The 17,418-nt window shown below is 40.9% G+C and carries 24 protein-coding genes; 8 read left to right on the top strand and 16 right to left on the bottom strand.

Annotated features, from left to right (window positions below; genetic code table 11):
- Positions 1-13 precede the first annotated feature (13 nt).
- The gene (locus tag BVI01S_RS08990; RefSeq protein ID WP_244886912.1) at positions 14-211 is read left to right on the top strand and encodes a hypothetical protein; all 198 of its coding nucleotides are present in this window, start codon (positions 14-16) and stop codon (positions 209-211) included.
- A 450-nt stretch (positions 212-661) separates the two neighbouring features.
- Entirely contained in the window at positions 662-853 is a 192-nt protein-coding gene (locus tag BVI01S_RS08995) for a hypothetical protein (RefSeq protein WP_061809919.1), read from the top strand.
- 69 nt (positions 854-922) lie between these two features.
- Here the strand turns inward: BVI01S_RS08995 and BVI01S_RS09000 are convergent, their stop codons facing one another.
- From BVI01S_RS09000 to BVI01S_RS09010, 3 genes are read right to left on the bottom strand one after another with little or no spacing between them, the layout of a single operon-like run.
- Positions 923-1,267, bottom strand: a complete 345-nt coding sequence (locus BVI01S_RS09000; protein WP_061809920.1) for a VOC family protein — start codon at positions 1,265-1,267, stop codon at positions 923-925.
- A gap of 23 nt (positions 1,268-1,290) precedes the next feature.
- Positions 1,291-1,689: an aminoacyl-tRNA hydrolase gene (locus BVI01S_RS09005; protein ID WP_244886913.1), complete on the bottom strand. Its 399-nt coding sequence runs from the start codon at positions 1,687-1,689 to the stop codon at positions 1,291-1,293.
- A 24-nt stretch (positions 1,690-1,713) separates the two neighbouring features.
- Positions 1,714-2,043, bottom strand: coding sequence for a hypothetical protein (locus tag BVI01S_RS09010; RefSeq protein WP_061809921.1), 330 nt, complete (start codon positions 2,041-2,043; stop codon positions 1,714-1,716).
- Between the two features lie 170 nt (positions 2,044-2,213).
- On the opposite strand from BVI01S_RS09010, the gene BVI01S_RS09015 reads away from it, so the two are divergent.
- Genes BVI01S_RS09015 through BVI01S_RS09025 form a run of 3 tightly spaced genes read left to right on the top strand, consistent with a single transcriptional unit; the run spans position 2,214 to position 3,470 of the window.
- Entirely contained in the window at positions 2,214-2,807 is a 594-nt protein-coding gene (locus BVI01S_RS09015) for a TetR/AcrR family transcriptional regulator (RefSeq protein ID WP_061809922.1), read from the top strand.
- Between the two features lie 4 nt (positions 2,808-2,811).
- The gene (locus tag BVI01S_RS09020; protein WP_061809923.1) at positions 2,812-3,156 is read left to right on the top strand and encodes a DMT family transporter; all 345 of its coding nucleotides are present in this window, start codon (positions 2,812-2,814) and stop codon (positions 3,154-3,156) included.
- On the top strand, positions 3,156-3,470 hold the full coding sequence (locus tag BVI01S_RS09025) for a DMT family transporter (RefSeq protein ID WP_061809924.1): 315 nt from the start codon (positions 3,156-3,158) through the stop codon (positions 3,468-3,470). The genes BVI01S_RS09020 and BVI01S_RS09025 overlap by 1 nt, the downstream gene beginning before the upstream one ends.
- Positions 3,471-3,511: 41 nt before the next feature.
- Here BVI01S_RS09025 and BVI01S_RS09030 read toward each other — a convergent pair whose 3' ends face one another.
- From BVI01S_RS09030 to BVI01S_RS09040, 3 genes are read right to left on the bottom strand one after another with little or no spacing between them, the layout of a single operon-like run.
- Positions 3,512-4,618 carry a Ger(x)C family spore germination protein gene (locus tag BVI01S_RS09030; RefSeq protein WP_061809925.1) on the bottom strand — a complete coding sequence of 369 codons (1,107 nt, stop codon included), beginning with the start codon at positions 4,616-4,618 and terminating at the stop codon, positions 3,512-3,514.
- The gene (locus tag BVI01S_RS09035) at positions 4,615-5,724 is read right to left on the bottom strand and encodes a GerAB/ArcD/ProY family transporter (RefSeq protein ID WP_061809926.1); all 1,110 of its coding nucleotides are present in this window, start codon (positions 5,722-5,724) and stop codon (positions 4,615-4,617) included. The genes BVI01S_RS09030 and BVI01S_RS09035 overlap by 4 nt, the downstream gene beginning before the upstream one ends.
- Positions 5,708-7,231: a spore germination protein gene (locus BVI01S_RS09040; RefSeq protein WP_167562107.1), complete on the bottom strand. Its 1,524-nt coding sequence runs from the start codon at positions 7,229-7,231 to the stop codon at positions 5,708-5,710. Before BVI01S_RS09040 ends, BVI01S_RS09035 begins: the two co-directional genes overlap by 17 nt.
- Positions 7,232-7,441: 210 nt before the next feature.
- Here BVI01S_RS09040 and BVI01S_RS09045 point away from each other — a divergent pair, with 210 nt between their 5' ends.
- Positions 7,442-8,533: an AI-2E family transporter gene (locus BVI01S_RS09045; protein ID WP_061809928.1), complete on the top strand. Its 1,092-nt coding sequence runs from the start codon at positions 7,442-7,444 to the stop codon at positions 8,531-8,533.
- Between the two features lie 58 nt (positions 8,534-8,591).
- Here BVI01S_RS09045 and BVI01S_RS09050 read toward each other — a convergent pair whose 3' ends face one another.
- The 4 genes from BVI01S_RS09050 to BVI01S_RS09065 all read right to left on the bottom strand — a co-directional run bounded on the left by BVI01S_RS09050 (position 8,592) and on the right by BVI01S_RS09065 (position 11,838).
- Positions 8,592-9,029, bottom strand: a complete 438-nt coding sequence (locus tag BVI01S_RS09050) for a GNAT family N-acetyltransferase (RefSeq protein WP_061809929.1) — start codon at positions 9,027-9,029, stop codon at positions 8,592-8,594.
- Positions 9,030-9,145: 116 nt separating this feature from the next.
- Positions 9,146-9,415, bottom strand: coding sequence for a hypothetical protein (locus tag BVI01S_RS09055; protein WP_061809930.1), 270 nt, complete (start codon positions 9,413-9,415; stop codon positions 9,146-9,148).
- Between the two features lie 79 nt (positions 9,416-9,494).
- Positions 9,495-10,199 carry a Type 1 glutamine amidotransferase-like domain-containing protein gene (locus tag BVI01S_RS09060; RefSeq protein WP_061809938.1) on the bottom strand — a complete coding sequence of 235 codons (705 nt, stop codon included), beginning with the start codon at positions 10,197-10,199 and terminating at the stop codon, positions 9,495-9,497.
- Positions 10,200-10,335: 136 nt separating this feature from the next.
- Entirely contained in the window at positions 10,336-11,838 is a 1,503-nt protein-coding gene (locus BVI01S_RS09065; RefSeq protein ID WP_061809931.1) for a glycine betaine uptake BCCT transporter, read from the bottom strand.
- Positions 11,839-12,033: 195 nt separating this feature from the next.
- Here BVI01S_RS09065 and BVI01S_RS23130 point away from each other — a divergent pair, with 195 nt between their 5' ends.
- On the top strand, positions 12,034-12,159 hold the full coding sequence (locus BVI01S_RS23130) for a hypothetical protein (protein ID WP_256503881.1): 126 nt from the start codon (positions 12,034-12,036) through the stop codon (positions 12,157-12,159).
- 146 nt (positions 12,160-12,305) lie between these two features.
- On the opposite strand, the gene BVI01S_RS09070 is transcribed toward BVI01S_RS23130, so the two are convergent.
- The 5 genes from BVI01S_RS09070 to mscL all read right to left on the bottom strand — a co-directional run bounded on the left by BVI01S_RS09070 (position 12,306) and on the right by mscL (position 15,676).
- A complete protein-coding gene (locus tag BVI01S_RS09070; RefSeq protein WP_156029999.1) occupies positions 12,306-12,464 on the bottom strand; it encodes a hypothetical protein in 159 nt (52 codons plus the stop codon).
- Positions 12,465-12,613: 149 nt separating this feature from the next.
- Positions 12,614-14,134 carry an MDR family MFS transporter gene (locus BVI01S_RS09075; RefSeq protein ID WP_034758795.1) on the bottom strand — a complete coding sequence of 507 codons (1,521 nt, stop codon included), beginning with the start codon at positions 14,132-14,134 and terminating at the stop codon, positions 12,614-12,616.
- Between the two features lie 142 nt (positions 14,135-14,276).
- On the bottom strand, positions 14,277-14,474 hold the full coding sequence (gene cspD, locus BVI01S_RS09080) for a cold-shock protein CspD (RefSeq protein ID WP_032088076.1): 198 nt from the start codon (positions 14,472-14,474) through the stop codon (positions 14,277-14,279).
- A gap of 185 nt (positions 14,475-14,659) precedes the next feature.
- Positions 14,660-15,214 (bottom strand): DinB family protein, encoded by a 555-nt coding sequence (locus BVI01S_RS09085; protein ID WP_439951104.1) that lies wholly within the window; start codon positions 15,212-15,214, stop codon positions 14,660-14,662.
- Between the two features lie 78 nt (positions 15,215-15,292).
- Complete coding sequence (gene mscL, locus BVI01S_RS09090; protein WP_034758792.1) at positions 15,293-15,676, bottom strand: large-conductance mechanosensitive channel protein MscL; 384 nt, start codon at positions 15,674-15,676, stop codon at positions 15,293-15,295.
- Between the two features lie 299 nt (positions 15,677-15,975).
- On the opposite strand from mscL, the gene BVI01S_RS09095 reads away from it, so the two are divergent.
- Positions 15,976-16,227: a DUF2164 domain-containing protein gene (locus BVI01S_RS09095; protein WP_061809932.1), complete on the top strand. Its 252-nt coding sequence runs from the start codon at positions 15,976-15,978 to the stop codon at positions 16,225-16,227.
- 35 nt (positions 16,228-16,262) lie between these two features.
- Here the strand turns inward: BVI01S_RS09095 and BVI01S_RS09100 are convergent, their stop codons facing one another.
- Positions 16,263-16,712 (bottom strand): hypothetical protein, encoded by a 450-nt coding sequence (locus BVI01S_RS09100; protein WP_034758789.1) that lies wholly within the window; start codon positions 16,710-16,712, stop codon positions 16,263-16,265.
- Between the last annotated feature and the right edge of the window lie 706 nt (positions 16,713-17,418).

Genomic DNA, 17,418 nt, shown 5'->3' on the forward strand with positions numbered 1-17,418 from the left:
AGGAGGTAAAACGATGAGACATGAAACGATAAACCCTAAAAATGGAACAGACGAAATCAAAGAGATTTTCGTAGATGGATTGCAACGTGACCTGTCAACCGAAGAGGAAACCCTTCTATCCGGTTGGACCCGCACATTCGATAAGACTGAGAGAGCAACCATCATCAATATGATGAAGGAATTACTTAATAAACATAAGAGACACGATTAAACAGCGGTCATAATCAGTGTGAAGCATAAAAAAGGCAGACCCTTTACTTTAGGGCCTGCCTTTTTCATTCTCTATATGGAACTCCACTTATAGATCACTTGTTAATTCTAATAGGTTATCGATGTCTATGCGATAGATGGGGCGATTGATATCTTCTTGTCCAAGTTCTACGGTATCTTCTAGTACTTCGTCTATATTCATACTTATAAATACCTCCCAAAGTTGTTAATATCAGAATGTGCTGAAAGATGATCCATCATCTTCACTATAGTATACGAATCCATTCCTTCATTCTTGGGGGTACTTTTCAAAGATTTCATCTTGAAAATTGTGTGTAATAATCAGAAAGTTGAGTAAAGTCATCATATATGTTATCGTTAGAAAACCATAGATTCTACTTAAATAGTAATAGATGGGTAGAATGGCTCTCTCCTTAAAGGAGGCATACTGATGAAACGATTTTCCATGCTTCACGTACCTAAGGATTTCAGGCATAGAGGGCGACCAGCTGTTACGGTTCATGTCTTACCTGTTCATAAAGAATACTTTGCAATAGGTAAATCATTAAAAGGAAACGGTAAAGCTGCAAACAACAATGAAAAACTAGCCGCATATTATGCGTATCTAGATACATTAGAATAAACGCTTATCTCTATAGAAAAGCTGATCAGAACCTCATCTGATCAGCTTTTTTGCGATACTGGCTTTGGTCTATAACGGTATGTATTGACACACTTCAAATCCATTGCCATCCAAGTCATGAAATTCAAAATAGGTCACATCTTCATCCACTTCAATTTCCCCTGCCTTCACATTCTTCTCCAAAAGCTTCAACCTCGTTTCTTCCAGCGCATCGGAAAACAAGATGGGCTTGACCGATGAGGGACGGACCTCTCCTTCCTGAATCGTCAGAGTCGATTCCCCTACCCCTATTTTAAATACCAAATATTTTCCTGAATCAAAGATCTGTTCCAACTCCAATATCTCTCCGTACCAATGTTGAGCTTTCTTTAAATTCTTCACTTGAATATGTACCGTGTCTATTTTCGAAAACAATGCACATTCCTCCTTCACTCCATTTAATCTTTTAATAGAGACAAATGTCCGATAATTTCCTTTGCTTCATCTTTTTCCATCGGGGGTAGTGCGGTCACAGTCAAGGAACCTTCTTTGATTTCGGTTAACCCACTGTCATGTATGCTGAAATACCCTTTCTTCTCTAATTTCTCCAGCTCTGCCGTTTTCCCCTTTAATACCACTTTCTTCATGCCCGTCTGCGCCCACTCTATAAATTCCTCCTGCCTGTCTTGGAAAGGAGAATCCTTTGACATCATCGTCAAAGTACTCAATGTGGCGGCATGTGCCACTTGTGCAGCGGTCTTCCCTTTCGACATCGATAGATCTCTGTTAACGATAAAATATTGAACAAGGTCCTTTTTCGTCATTTGCATGATCATTCCTATCATAAATGATTTCAATACTATGGTATTATCCTACCACACTTACTTCCTTCTTAGTTTTACTTGATTTTTTTCAATCGAGTCTATTCTGACCTTCTCCCCGATGTTGAAATCAAGGTATTCATCGCAGTCCACTGAATACGTATGACCATCATCAAATTTCATGGCACATGTGGAAACACGTTGAGAAGGATCCAGTTTTTCCCCCGACTTGATTCCTAACGGATCGTGTCCAACCTTTAAGGGAAAGTACTTCTCTTCGATTACTACCCAGTCATCCTTTGTACTAACCACTATTTTCAAAAACAGTAAACATACCAACATTATAACCAATAAACTAAGAATGGCCGCTTTCCACCATAAGACTTTCATGCGAATCCCCTTTCCCCCGATTAAAATCAACAGAAGATTATATGTATGGGGTTGGCGTATCATTCGCATGTATTCTCTAATAGTGACCATTTTCGATTATTGCATTTTGCTGTAATCGATATTATAATGAGGCTAACGACCGTTAGTTAGTTTTAAGGAGAGGGATCATCGTGAATGATAATAAGCAGCTGATAAAAAGTGTGGCTCTGGATCTATTTGGACAAAAGGGCTATGAAGATACATCTTTGGCAGAAATCGCAAAGGAGGTTGGAATTAAAAAACCTTCAATATATAATCACTTCCGCAGTAAAGAGGACCTTTTTATCGAAGTATTAGAGGAGTTGATTGTATCAGAGGTCACCGCTTACAGAAAAACGGAGGGCACCATGAATCATCAAGAACCACTCAAAAATGTCAGAGTGCTTTTTGATTTATTTTGTCAACGTTTAATGACAACGAAAGAGGCTCTACTGTGGAAAAGGGTCACATTCTTCCCTCCTGAACAGTTTAAGGATTTAATACAGGAACAATTCATTCACTTGGAAAAGGTCACCACATCCATCTTAGTTTCGGTCTACAAGGAAGGCGTGAACCAGGGAATGTTTCAAGATGTCACGGAGGATGAATTTGTAGCGTCTTTCTTATGTCTTGTGGATGGTGTCTTTCTGGAGCATCACTATTATACGAATGAAATCTTTCAACAACGAATTGAATCGGCTTGGAAAGTTTATGCACTTGGAATATCAAGCCGTAAAGGAGAGTAGCAACATGGGCTGGCTATATGTGATTATTGGGGGAATCCTGGAAATTGGCTGGGCAACGGGATTATCCATTTCAGAAGGGTTTACGAAACCGGTGCCAAGTGTCATTACGGCATTCCTTATTTTAGTGAGTTTTTATTTTTTTTCTCAATCAATGAGACTCCTTCCAATCGGAACGGCATACGCCGTCTTCACGGGGATCGGAGCAGCCGGCACGGCGGTGGTTGGTATGTTTTTCTTGAATGATGGGATAAGCATATGGAAGATCGCATTCATTAGTTTACTCATTTTTGGAGTCATTGGACTAAAGATGAGTGATAAAGAAGAAACAGATACTGGGGGTGGCTACTGATGGCCTGGATGTTTCTCATCTTTGCAGGTTTCTCTGAAGTGATCATGGTGACATTCATGAAGCTTTCAGAAGGATATAAAAAATTCGTCCCTTCCTTGATCAGTTTCGCAGCGGGAGCCCTGAGTTTTTATCTATTGTCTCTATCCCTGCTGGATATTCCCGTAAGTACCGGCTATGGGATTTGGACCGGCATCGGTTCGGCAGGTGCTGTACTCATGGGGATGATGTTTTTTAATGAAACCAGGGATATGAAAAGGCTGTTTTTCATCTTCTGTATTGTTGGAAGCATCATCGGCTTAAAGATGGTCTCATGATCATGATACATGGTCCAGTACTTTATATTGGTACTGGACCATTAGTTTATAATCCCGTGCCCTATAATATCGACGTTTATTGTCGGTACGATCGTGATTTGAGGGTAAGCTTCATCCCAATTCACTTTTTCCCACGTTTTGGGATGGAACGCCATCAGCTCCCTGCCAATCCCGAATAAATCCGAGTTTGCCAGTTGAATCTTCCCAATCATCCCTTCTGCATCTTCTGTTAATTTCTTTGATATTTCATCATTGAGTTTCTTTAATTTTTTCTTATCCGTTAATTTATCCTGGGGGAATTCGACGATTGATACTTCCATCGCTACGTCTATCCCCACCTGTATATGATCCGGGGCATCTGAAATGATGTTGAGCCTTGACTTGGATTCTGTCACATTATACGTAATATAATTGTCCACGTTCAGACGTTTATCATTGTCTATTTTGGATACGAAACGGGCAAGTTTTGCCTTTTGGTTGTTCATGATCAGGAATAATGATGATTCCTTGAACGTTAAAGCACCCGATAATGAATTTTTATGGAAAATAGCTGTACCGTCTAATATGACCTCGCCATCCTTCAATTTTAAGAGAGGCAGGGCAAAGTCCTTTCCTTCATCGAACATCAGTGTGCAGACCGTTTGTAGATTCTGTTTCGGGACGCCCGTGACGGATTCAGCACTCGTGAGTAGTTCAATCATGAATTCTGATATCAACACGTTCTTTTCACTCAATTTAGAAAGGATGTCTTCTCCGTTCCCCTCCACCACTGCAAGTTTTGCTGAAATCGAACTGTTTGGATCACGGTAAAAAATATCCAAAAACTTATAAATATCCTTTTTGGCTAGTTCTTCCCCTAATAAAAATATTCGGTTTTTCGACGGCTCATATGCTCCGGAAATCTTTCTGTCCATTGCCATCCGTGTTTCACGTATGGTCTTCCCTTCGCCTTGGACCATTGTATTGATAGGGGTTCCATTCTTGAAATCCCGGATGATTGCAGTGGATCGGATGGTTTCATCATCCAGCAAATCAAAAGAAGAAGAAAAAACAAGTCTTCCATTTCGAAGCAACCGCTGATCCCAACAGCCGGTTAAGAAAGGGAGAATAACAAGAAGAATACTAATGATGAACACTCGTTTTTTCATGCGTCTTCCCCTCTTTCTGCTTTCTTGAAAAGATATGAAATGCTTAATAATAAAACAGGGATCACCAAAATATAGAGATACGAGAGATTGATCACCATTTTATTATAGATTTCCATTTCTCCTTCTTTACTTGGAATTAATGCAATGACATACGCCATCATTCCAAATAATACAGTATAAATGTACCGTTTACGTTTAAACCACCGGAATGTTTGAATACTCCCTTCTGTAGATAAAAATAGATAACTTGTTAGGGAGGTGATGACATTGACAACCCATAATGACATGAATACTAAATCAATCCTCTCAATAATCTGTAAATAAATGGATTTCACAAAGTAAAGAACCGGTTGGGGAACGATGACGATTTCTTCAGGACTGAACGTAATAAGGCTGACGATGGTGAGATAAGTATAGGTCAGGGTCACAATCAGGTTGGCAATCGATGCTGAATAAAGGATTGAACGTTCACCATTGTGTTGAAAATATGGAAAAAGAAACAACAGCAATTCAAACCCTAACATTGAAAAGTATGCTTCTTTAGCTCCCTTCACAATCTGCACACCACCGGATTGTCCGATCGGTAATAAATATCTCCATTCAACGGGATATGTGACCAGCACCACTACAGAAATTAGAAGAAGAAAAAAGATCAGACTCGATACCACCACATATACATCGCTGATCGCAGCAACCTTTTCCTTCCCCAAGTAGATTCCAGTAAAAATCAATAGAAACATGACAATCCATTTGGGCGTAAGGGGAAGCACCCACGTCTTGATGATGGTGGTCGAGTACATCAAGATCAAGGCTGTGACCAGAAGCCCGTATAGTATATAAGAAATATTGACCGTTGATCCTGCCACTTTACCCAAAAGTTGTCGGGAATACTGAAAAAGAGACTTCTTTGGAAATCGCCTCCCCATTATCCAGAAGAGAACGATAAGGATCTGAACAATGAAGCCGGCAAGCAATACAGATAACCACGCATCTGCCTTCGAAACAGAAAATACACTGAATGGAAGCCCGAGAACCCCTACCCCGATTTGGGTCTGAATGATAAAGAATATTAGTTGGACGGAAGTAAGATTAGTCTGTATCTTCATTTTTTTTCCATCTCCGGGAATCCGACGTTTTCCATCTGTATACTGTTCGTAAATCCTTTGGCCGCTTTTTCATCAGCCATACTGGAAGCCGTATAAACGTATCTTTCAATCCCTTAATATCAAGGGGGGCTACCGGATATAAATAATGATGACCCATCGACTTCAGATTGGACATGTGGATCAATAGCAGCATCAGACCGATGACAATTCCAAGGACACCGAATAAAGCTGCAGCGATCATAAGTGGGAATCCCAGGATCCTCACAGAAGTACTCATCTCATTTGAAGGTATGACAAAAGAAGAAATCGCTGTGATCGCTACAACAATAACCATCGTATTCGAAACCAAATTGGCTTCTACCACAGCTGTCCCAATGACGAGACCACCTACAACCCCGATGGTTTGGGCAATCGGATTAGGAAGCCGTATCGCTGCTTCACGCAGTAACTCCAAGGTAAGCTGCATGATCGCCGCCTCAATCAATGGTGGAAAGGGCACATATTCAAGTGAGCTTTTAATCGAAAAGATGATTTCCACAGGTATGATTTCATAATTATAGGAAATGACTGCGATGTAAAAAGCCGGTAAACAAAGGGTGGCAATAAAGCTGATCAACCTGATAAAACGAATAAAGGACCCAATAAATGCGCGATTATTATAATCCTCCGTCGTTTGAAAAAAGCTGAAGAAATTCACAGGAAAAATCAGCACAGTCGGACTTCCCTCCATCACCATCGCCACCCTCCCCTCCATCAGATTTCCCGCAACACGGTCCGGACGTTCCGTATTCAAAAACTGCGGGAATGGGGAAAACGAATTATCCTCCAGGAATTCTTCAAAATACCCCGGTGATTGGATGGAATCGGTGTCAATATAGCTTATTCGGTCCTCTATGGTCTTAACAATTTCCATATCTGTCAAATCGGACAAATAAACAAGAGAATACTTCGTCCTTGTCGTTTCCCCTACACTCGAGTATTTCACAGTCAACTTAGGACTGGAGATTCTTGCACGGATCAGATGAATATTTTCCGAAATGTTTTCACTAAACCCCTGATGAGATCCTCTGATCACCTTTTCATTAAGGGGCTCATTCAGGTTGGAAGAAATCTTTGGCATACTTATGAAAGTAACCCATTCACGATCTTCCTGTAAAATGACACAGTGCCCATCCACCATTACCCTCAGTGCCTCTTCTAACTGAAGTGTTTCTTTCACACTATTACTGCTTACCGAATCTTGAATCGTTCCGGCCTTTTTTTCTAAGAGGGGGTGGATGATATATGTCTGTAAACTTTTATTATCAATGACAGAATCCAAAAAAAGGATGGTCATTCTTTTTTCATTAAAAGTTAAGTTTCTTACTTTCAAATCATCTGTGTGAAAAAGACCTTCCTGAAAAAAGGACACTTTCTCGTCCAAGGTGAGGGCTTCTACGACGACTTCTTCTTTTTCTGAAAGGAGCTGCTTCGGTATTCTTCTATTCTTTTTGTAAAAGGAACTCATATTTGCACCTTCAGTCAGAATCACTTTTTTACTATGGTCCCCAAAGATGGTATCATTATGCATTTTCACTTGCAGTGTCAGGATGGTTTCATGTGATTTAAATGCTCCTACTAAAAAATATTTTTCAATTAGCTCAGATATTAGTAGGGGTTCCCCTCCTATTTTTGATATACTTAATCAGATAAACTAGTCGTAGCAGAGGTGAACAGGTTGACCAGGAAAAAAGTTTATTCGTGGAGCTTACAAATTCTTATCATTCTTACCATCATTTATGTTTCAACTAAGATTTCTTTTCTTTTTGAACCCATCGTCGTATTTGCATCTACCTTATTTTTTCCCATCATCATTTCAGGTTTTCTTTACTTTTTACTGAATCCATTAGTCAATCTTTTGGTGAAAGCAAAGCTGCCGAGGACAATCGCGATCATCGTCCTTTATGCTGCAATCATCGGGGCATTGGTGTTGATCATTGGAAATATTGCACCTGTCATTACACGTCAGGTGACTGCGTTATTCAATGCCCTGCCTGAGTATGCAAAGCAAACGAGGAACTTCATTGAATATTTGTCAGAAACAGATCAATTTAAATGGATGATGAATCAGGATTATGTGTCACTGAAGGATATAGAGAATCAGCTGGTGGATTTCGCCAATACCTTGCCTGATAATATCACCACTGCCTTGAAGGGATTACTCAGTGTGTTGACAAGCATCACCATTCTCATTGTTACCGTACCTTTTCTTCTGTTCTTCATGTTCAAGGACGGTCATAAATTTCCGAAGGCCATTTCGAAATTTTTGCCGCCTGCATACCGTGAGGAAGGAATCAACACATTAAAGGATACGAGTGAAACACTTGCCGCGTACATACAGGGACAATTGACAGTCGCTTCATTCGTTGGGACGCTTACCTTTATCGGTTACTTGATCATCGGGTTGCCATATGCACTCGTGATGGCACTGATTGGGGCCGTCACAAACATCATACCGTTTATCGGACCGTTCATCGGTGCAGCACCAGCCATCATCGTGGCGTTGTTTGATTCACCGACAAAGGCGATCCTTGTCGTAGTGGTGGTCACGATTGCTCAGCAAATTGAAGGGAATCTTCTTTCACCCCTTATACTGGGCAAACGATTGGATACCCACCCTGCCACAATCATCATTTTATTGCTCGTTGCGGGTAATTTAGCGGGAATACTCGGCATGATTTTAGCCGTACCCACCTACGCAGTATCGAAAACGATTGTATTGAATTTAGTGAAGTTTATTAAACTGAGAAGATCTTCCATACAGGAGTGAACACTGGAGACAACCGGGCCGTGGCCCGGTTGTTTTTTTGCAGGAGGATGTACCATTCTTACATCTTTTTGTACATAATCACATGAGGACCTATAGGCTCAATTTCAAAGATATCACCTGACTGTATCAGTCCCAATTTTGTATAGTAAGGAGCAGCTGAAGTCCTGGCATTACACCACCACAGATCGCAGCCTTCGTTAGAAAGGATTCTTTCGCTGTACTCTATGAGCTGTTTACCGATACCTTTCGATCTGAAATCGGGAAGGGTCGCCATCCCCCTTAAACGAAATGGAAGCCTGCCTTCCAATCCTTCCTGTGCTTTCTGATAGAAGGAGCCAATACAGATCAGCTTTTCTCCATCAAGTGCTCCGACGTGGAAGGTGGACTCATCCATGTCTCCTTCATACTTGCATTCCTCCATTGTTTGTGTAGGCCGTAAAATTTGTTGTCTAATCGAATATGTATCTGCAGCTGAAATCTTTTGAAACTGAATCATTGTTTCACTCCCCTTCTTTATTTACTTCCATGATTCATTTTATCATAGCATTCCATCTGGATTCTGAAACATATAAAAAAGCAATCTCCACACAGGAGATTGCTCCTTTCAAAGCCTTATTTCTTTTTAAATAGCTTATTGGATGCCCCTTTTACGGCTTTACTTGTTGTATCAACGGTTTTGCCGACCATTTTATTTCCGGTGTTGCTTACGTTTTTCACAAAGTCTGCCGAAGTATCAGACACTTTCCCTACCAATCCACCTTCACCGCTCACACTCTTGATAATCCCGTTTGCTGTATCGGCTGTTTTGTTCAGGAGTTCACTTGCCTGCTTCGATGTCTTCTTTACCAAATCCCCGGTCATGTTGCGCTTTTCCTCATTCATGATGATTCTCCTCCCTGGAAAAAGACTCATCACTATGCCTATGATAATGGACACCAGATTATGCGATCTTCTTATACCATCACACGGGATTTCCCAAATAGTGGGTCGCAATTCTGTACTCTTGAATCACTCCATCTTTTTTCTCTACCCGGTAAGCCGATGCATATGGTCTTGAACTCACCGCTCTGGACAGTTCTTCATCAATAAAATGCAAAGCTGCTCCATCATCAGCTGCATAGCCCGGTTTCAACTCCCCACTCTCAATAAAAGAATGATAGAGGGGACGACGGTTTGCTTCCCCGTCATAATGAGGGGAGTGACTGCCTTCTATCAAACCCAATCCCTTGATGGTCTCCAGCCCATCTCCGTATGAATCGGTGGTTCCTTCTTCGAACCAGCAAATCGACCCTGCACTCAATCCAGTTAAAATGGTTCCTGACTCCCACGCCTTCCTAAGTATCACGTCAATTCCCCATTCTTTCCATAAGGCAAGCATATTCTTCGTATTTCCCCCTCCAACATAAATAATATCTTTTTCAAGTAGAAAACCTTCTAAGTCCCTCGTGGAGGGCTTGAATAAAGATAGATGTGAAGGTTCACTTGACAGGGATGTGAAAGATTTATAAAAGCGTTCAATATACCCTTCTGCATCTCCGCTTGCTGTAGGAAGGAAACACACCTTAGGTCTGGATGCCTTCGACTGATTTATGATGTACTGATCCAATAACAGGTTATCAGGTTCCATTGAGAAACCTCCGCCACCCATTGCAATGATTTGTTTCATGAACAATCCCCACTCTCCATTTGGTATCTCTATTTTACCAAATGAATGATGCTTTCGGAGACCCGAATGGAAATATTTTCATCCCATACACATTCACCCCCCTGTCAAGATGACAGGGGGGTGAATACCTAATTATTTAATGCCTATCTGTTTCCCTTTTATTCTTCACCCTGATCTCTTTCTGAAATGAAATGAGCAAGCCATATGTCATGACGAGCAGGATGATCCCAAGGGGCAGCGCGGTAATGATGGTGGCTGCCTGAAGCCCACTGATGCCTCCGGTCCCCATTATAATGGCAGCGATAGCCGCCAAGATGATCCCCCAGCTGAATTTCACAAAGAATGGAGGATTCAGACTGCCATTGGATGTTTGCATGCCCAATACGAAAGTGGCAGAATCGGCAGAAGTAACAAAGAATGTAATGATCAGGAATAGGGAAATGATCGATAAAACCCCACTCAGTGGCATCTGATCGAACACATAAAATAATGCCGTTTCCAAACTTTGACCGGCTACATCCACTCCCTGGACAAGATCATAGTACAATCCCGTTCCCCCGAATACCCCAAACCATAGCGAGCAAACAATGGTAGGGACAATGATGACGGCAATAATGAATTCACGGACAGTCCTGCCTTTTGACACCCTGGCGATGAATGTTCCCACAAAAGGTGTCCATGAGATCCACCATGCCCAATAAAAAATCGTCCAGTCCTTCACCCACTGGTTATTTTCTAGATTAAATGGTGAAAAACGCAAACCCATACTCGGCAGGTTCTGAACATAGCTTCCAAACGTCGTCAAAAATAATTCCAGAACAAATTGTGAAGGTCCTACGATAAGGAATAAAATAAATAACAAGACCGCAAGAACCATATTGGCATTACTCAAATATTTTATTCCTTTGGATAAGCCAGTAGAAGCAGATGTAATGTAAAGGACCGTAGCAATCCCCATGATGATCAGCTGGATGCTGAAATTAATTGGTACATCCATGAGATAGTGGAGTCCACTATTGATTTGTTGGGCTCCTATACCAAGTGAAATGGCAACTCCGAAAATGGTGGCAAATACAGCGATAATATCCACGATGTAACCGATTGGACCTTTCGCTCTATCGCCGATGACCGGATAAAGCGTGGCGCTCATAAGTCCAGGCATTTCCTTCCTGAACTTATAATAGGCCAGCGCCAGTGCCACCACGGCATATATGGCCCAGGCATGGAATCCCCAATGAAGATATGTATACCGTAACCCGACCTTGGCTGATTCAATGGTCCCTCCTTTTCCAAACGGAGGGGTGGCATAATGTGATACAGGTTCAGACACCCCGTAAAAAAGCAGGCCGATTCCCATTCCTGCACTGAACAACATGGCAAACCAGGTCAATGTAGAGTATTCAGGTCTATCCGTGTCTTTCCCCAAGCGAATCTTTCCATACTTACTAAGGGCAAGGAAGATGGCGATGATAAAAAAGAATGTGGCTGAAAATTGATAAAACCAGCCGAATTTATCAAGTAGAACCCCTTGAGTATTTGTCATGACATCGATCAACATTTGAGGAAAAAGGACTCCCCATAAAACAAAGATTACTCCGATCGAAATCGCGATCCAAAACATTGGTGTAAAATTTCTCAACTTGCTTCCCCCTCAGATCCATTGTGTCTCATACGTATGTAAAAAAATAAAGGCATGAATTTAGTGTTACCCTCTTTTAGAAATAGCTAAACTAGTAAGTAACTGGAAAAGGAAGTCCCATTGAGAATGGTAAAAAATAATATTTCAAGTATCTTTTTTTCAAAACCGGGCAAATTAATGTAGAGGGAGGTGATCATGATGACGAACAACAATAACAAAAAGCCGCAACAACAAAAAAATGAAGCAGAATTTGCTCAAGAACAAAACGCTTCTGAAAGAGCTAAAAAAGCTGCTAAACAACAAAACCAACAAAATAAATAATCTAACATAGGATCAAAATCCGATACTTAAAGGGAGATCAGTCACATGACTGGTCTCTTTCCTTATGTATCGATACCTTAAAAAGATTGAATCTAAAAAACCTCCCCAATTTGGGAAGGTTTATTTTTCGTTCTAAGAAGCGATTGCTACCTTTTATGTGCCCCGCTTTTTTTGAAGGGTTTATAGGCGACCAATACGGCAATGACAGCTGAAGCTCCATTTATCATGGTCCCGATCACGGGAGAACCTTTATAACCGGTACCATCATACATATAGGTGATGATCAGACCGGTAATGATACTCAATAAGAGACTAATCCCGAGGAATACTCCTATAAAAATAAAAAATTTCTTAGCATTTTTCCACAAAATCAAAACACTCCAATGCAATGTTTCAATCCATGATCTTGTACATGACTCACTGTTCAAAGACCAGGGATGAATGGGTATTTCTTCTATTCCTTCATTCTCTCAGAAGAAGGAGCGGTTGTCACTTCAAGTCTTGTTTTCCCCATCAGGAACACAAACACTAATGCGATGCCAAGGGGTATCAATGCATAGGCAAAAGTGGTTGTGATGGAATCTGACATAGCATCCGTGATTTTAGTAAGTACAAAATCCGGGATTTTTTCACGCATTTCAGGTTCAAAAATACTTCTTGGATCTCCCTGGAAGCCCCCTCCTGCTTCCTGTCCCTTGAAGGCATCTTCAAGATTAGAGGCAAAAAGCTTTGTTTGCAGCGTCCCATAGACCGTGATTCCGATAGTCATCCCCAAGGAACGGAAAAAGGCGTTTGTCGAGTTGGCCGACCCTCTAAACCTCGGATCAAGTTTATGGATCGTGGCATTAGGCAGTAATGAAAAAGAAAAACCTACTCCAAAACCACTTATGACCATATAGAGCGTCAACAACCACCGGCTCGTATCCGGCCCCATCGTCGCAAGTAATACCATACCTGTTATAAACGAAATGATGGAAACCCACATGATATTACGGTAACTTGTTTTCGTCATCCGGATGCCTGCAACCGCACTGCCAGCTACAGAGCCGAGCATCAACGGAGTCAAAATCAATCCGGCGTTTGTCGCAGATCCACCATATACAGCCTGCACAAAGATCGGGATCAATATAGTCAAGATAATGAACGCAGCCCCATATAGAAAAGCGAGGGCCTGTGCAGATGCAAACAATGGACTTTTAAACATCCAAAATGAAATAATGGGCTCGGAAGCTTTTCGTTCGATCCATAAAAAACTTATAAAGAAAAGCAAGAAGGATGCAAACAATCCAATGATTTGCCACGACTCCCAAGGGAATTCCTTTCCGCCGAATTCCAGTGCAAACATGAGACTGACAACGGCTATCACCAGAGTTATTGCTCCCCCCCAATCAATCCGTTGATCTGATCGTTGCGGGGATTCTTTATACGCGGTTGTAATAAAGAAGAGCGACAAGAGACCGATTGGTACATTGACGTAGAAGATCCAATGCCAACTTAAATGATCCGTTAAAAACGCCCCAATCAGGGGACCGAATACTGAAGCGGATCCAAATACTGCACCAAGGAGCCCTGTCATCTTCCCACGTTTTTCAGGTGGGAATAAATCAAACACAATGGTAAAGGCAATTGGAAGCAAAGCTCCACCACCAATTCCTTGGATGGCCCGGAATATACTTAACTGGACGATATCCTGTGCAATCCCACACAGGGCAGAACCAATCAAAAAAATAGAAAGGCCGAATATGTAAAATCTCTTTCTCCCGTACATGTCAGACAGCTTACCGAAAATCGGCATTCCCGCCATGACCGCTACCATGTAGGCGCTTGTCACCCATACAAACTTGTCCAGTCCACCCAGATCTGACACGATGGATCCCAATGCCGTTGCTACGATGGTGTTATCCATGGCTGACATGAGTATACCTAACAATAAGCCGGCAAGTGCCAGTTTCATATTACTTTCTTTAGCCACCAACGCGATCATCCTCCATAAACAATGTAATACAGTCTATTTCATTATAGAACTTTCTACCTGATTGTCCACATCGACTTCTCTATAGAGCGAAAAAAGCAGGGTACGTCAGCTGACGTACCCTGCTTGGAATTATACGATTGTATTACTTTTGAACGTTTGCCGCTTGTGGTCCACGAGCGCCTTCAACGATTTCAAATGTAACGTCTTGACCTTCTTCTAATGATTTGTATCCTTCACCTTGGATAGCGGAGAAGTGAACAAAAACATCGTCTTGACCTTCAACTTCGATGAAACCGAAACCTTTTTCAGCGTTAAACCATTTAACTTTACCTTGTAACATAAAACATGTACCTCCTAGTGCAGTTGCACGTAAAAATATTTATATTCCTGCTCTGATTAAAATTCAAGACGAATGCTTTTCAATCATGTAGATTAATCGAACAAAAATAATTATCTTTACTATAACAGATTCCCCTTCAAAACTCAAGAAAGGAATGGGTCTTATTGTAAAAAATATAGTCTAACCTACTCTACTGTCGTAGGTTGATTATCTTTTGCATATAACTTTTTGATCATTCTTATTTGACCTCTATGATTGATTTCGTCTTCAAAGACGTGAAACCATTTAAAGAAGTTATTCCCTTTTTCCCCGTACCACCAATCTGATTCTTCATAAAGCCATGCTTCGTCCAGTTTTTTAAATTGCTCGATTGTGGCCTTTCTTGTACGTTGAAGGTTTTCCAGATAGTATTCCACAGAATTCCCTTTGATCCTTTCGGCTGCCTTGCTGCCTAAACTTAATGCAGGTTCCAATTCCGTCGCATATGCTTCAATTTCATCATCCGTCAATTGTTCGAATGTCAATGCCTGATAAATCTTTTCTACTGCATCAAAATGAGCAAGCAACATCCCGATGGAATTCGCTTCATCATGACAACGGTAATCAAGCACTTCAACCGGCAAATTTTCCACTTCCTGAATGGAGGTCAATCTTGCATAGTCCATCATGGAAAGAAGGAGCGAATAGTCTTTTTTCATTCCGTTTTTTTCTTTGATCAAGTAGATTGAGTTCATTTCCATTTTAAGCCCCCCTCACAGTCTTCTCTTACTATATTGGCTACTGTATGGAAATCCCCTCTATTTTTATCCAATCTACTTTCAAGATGGTCGATTTGGCGATTCCTTTAATACATCACGTATTTCCCTGAGCAGTTCTTCCTTCTGGTCGATTTTCACTTCCGCTTTCACTTCTTCTTTACGCTCGATTTTCTTATACAGTCGAACCATGACGAATATGACAAATGCGATGAGAAAAAAATCGACTACGTTTTGAATGAATACCCCATAAGTAATGACCGCCTCCCCGACCGTAACCTTTAATTCGGTAAAACTGATTCCTCCAAGCAAAATACCGAGTAGGGGCATGATGATGTCGTCTACCAGTGATTTCACAATCTTACCAAAGGCGGCACCGATGATGACCGCCACAGCTAAATCGATCACATTCCCTTTTACGGCAAACTTCTTAAATTCCTGCCACATGCTCATTCTCCTTTATCTCTTAACTTCACAGCTGAATCCCTGCCATGTACGGATTAGTTTGCCACAATCATACAAATTCATAGTGTCTTACTATTTTTTCTACTGAACAAATGCATTCATAATGATTTATTTATGTTTCATCACACTGACCGCTGATTTCTTCCAACTACTCAACTACTACTTTGGCTACCATATTAAAAGCTGACCAGGGTCCATGGAGAAGAAACGATGGCTCTCTTTCATGTCCGTGATTGGAACTCTTATGTTACGATGGAAGAAACAAAACTGGAGGGGTACTCATGATGTTTACAAAGATACCTAAAGAGCAAAAGGATGAGATGATTGGGAGCATCCAACGTTTTCACTATGAACAAACAGGGGATGAAATTGGGGATTTAGGAGCTGAAAATTGGTTTGACTTCTTTATGAAAGAAATCGGTCCCTTCTTATATAATAAGGGAGTGATGGATTCCAAAGACGTATTGATGGATAAAATGCTTCTACTCGAAGACGATCTTTATGCATTGAAAAGGCCAGTGAATCCTAAATAAGCTGCATACATAGAAAAGGAGAGGGATGAATCTCCCTACTCCTTTTCTATGTCATGAAGAACCTTGTCATCAATTCGGCCATTATCATTTACGATTTCGATGGTGACAGATTCTTTATCTTCATCTTTAATCTCGCTTATGACTTTATCGATCTCTTTAATCTTTTTTATTTCCACTGTTTTTTCTACTTTATACTCTTTAGGATCCTCTCCCTCTTTTCGGCTCTTCAGCTCTTCATCCGTATAGATCAAGTCGGTTCCCAGCGCATTTTTGATCGTTTTGCCCTGCAGGAAAAAACGTGCTCGAAAAGGCGTTTCCGGTTCTAACGCTTCATCTGTCAACACTCCGGAAAATGTAAGTGTTTCCGCTTCTTCATTTACCTTTACACTACCATTAACGACCATGTCCGCTGCATTTCGATTACATCCGCTTAACAGAATAGTAATCAATAGACCAGCTATCATGACTCTTTGTGACGCTTTCACTAGTTGTCCCCCTTATATGTATGTGCAATTATATCTTACCAAAAGACCAATAAAATACACCAGGAACATTTTATTGTCTTTTGCCGGGAAGTATGTGAAAACGGGATTAAGGACAGGAAAAAAAGACGTAGTGGGATTGTATTTGGGGATTTCATGTTCACCTTCAAGGGAACATGATCAGAAAAGAATAAGAAGGTGGCTGGATCAACTGCCTCCATGTAATTTCTACATCACATGGGGTTGGATTGCTTATGTCGCACTTCGGTTTGCAAACCTTACATTCCTAATTTGATCGTACCACCAGTGTAAGCGGCCCAATGACAAAAAAATGTGGCATGCACAAATCGGCGATAATATCCACGGACTATTTTTTGAGATGCTTATTACATACTGCTTTCAGTATAAATAATTTTTCCTGTACGCTTAACATCCTCCAACATTTAGCACGAATGATCATAATGATACCCCTCTCCTTTTTCCAAGTCTTTCTGTTACTTCTCTTTACCTCTTCCTAACCATTTACAAACCATTCAATTTGCTACATATTGACATACAAAAATACTTTCTCCGACAGATTGTTCTATCGAAAAAAGTATTAAAACGAAATGCATGTCAATACGTACAGGTAAATGTAGAATTTCTTTTGGAATTTTTTTTATTATATTTTTTATAAGTGGGAATGTAAATATATGGACCGTTCCTTTCC

The sequence above is a fragment of the Rossellomorea vietnamensis NBRC 101237 genome, from assembly GCF_001591825.1.
GTDB lineage: Bacteria > Bacillota > Bacilli > Bacillales > Bacillaceae_B > Rossellomorea > Rossellomorea vietnamensis.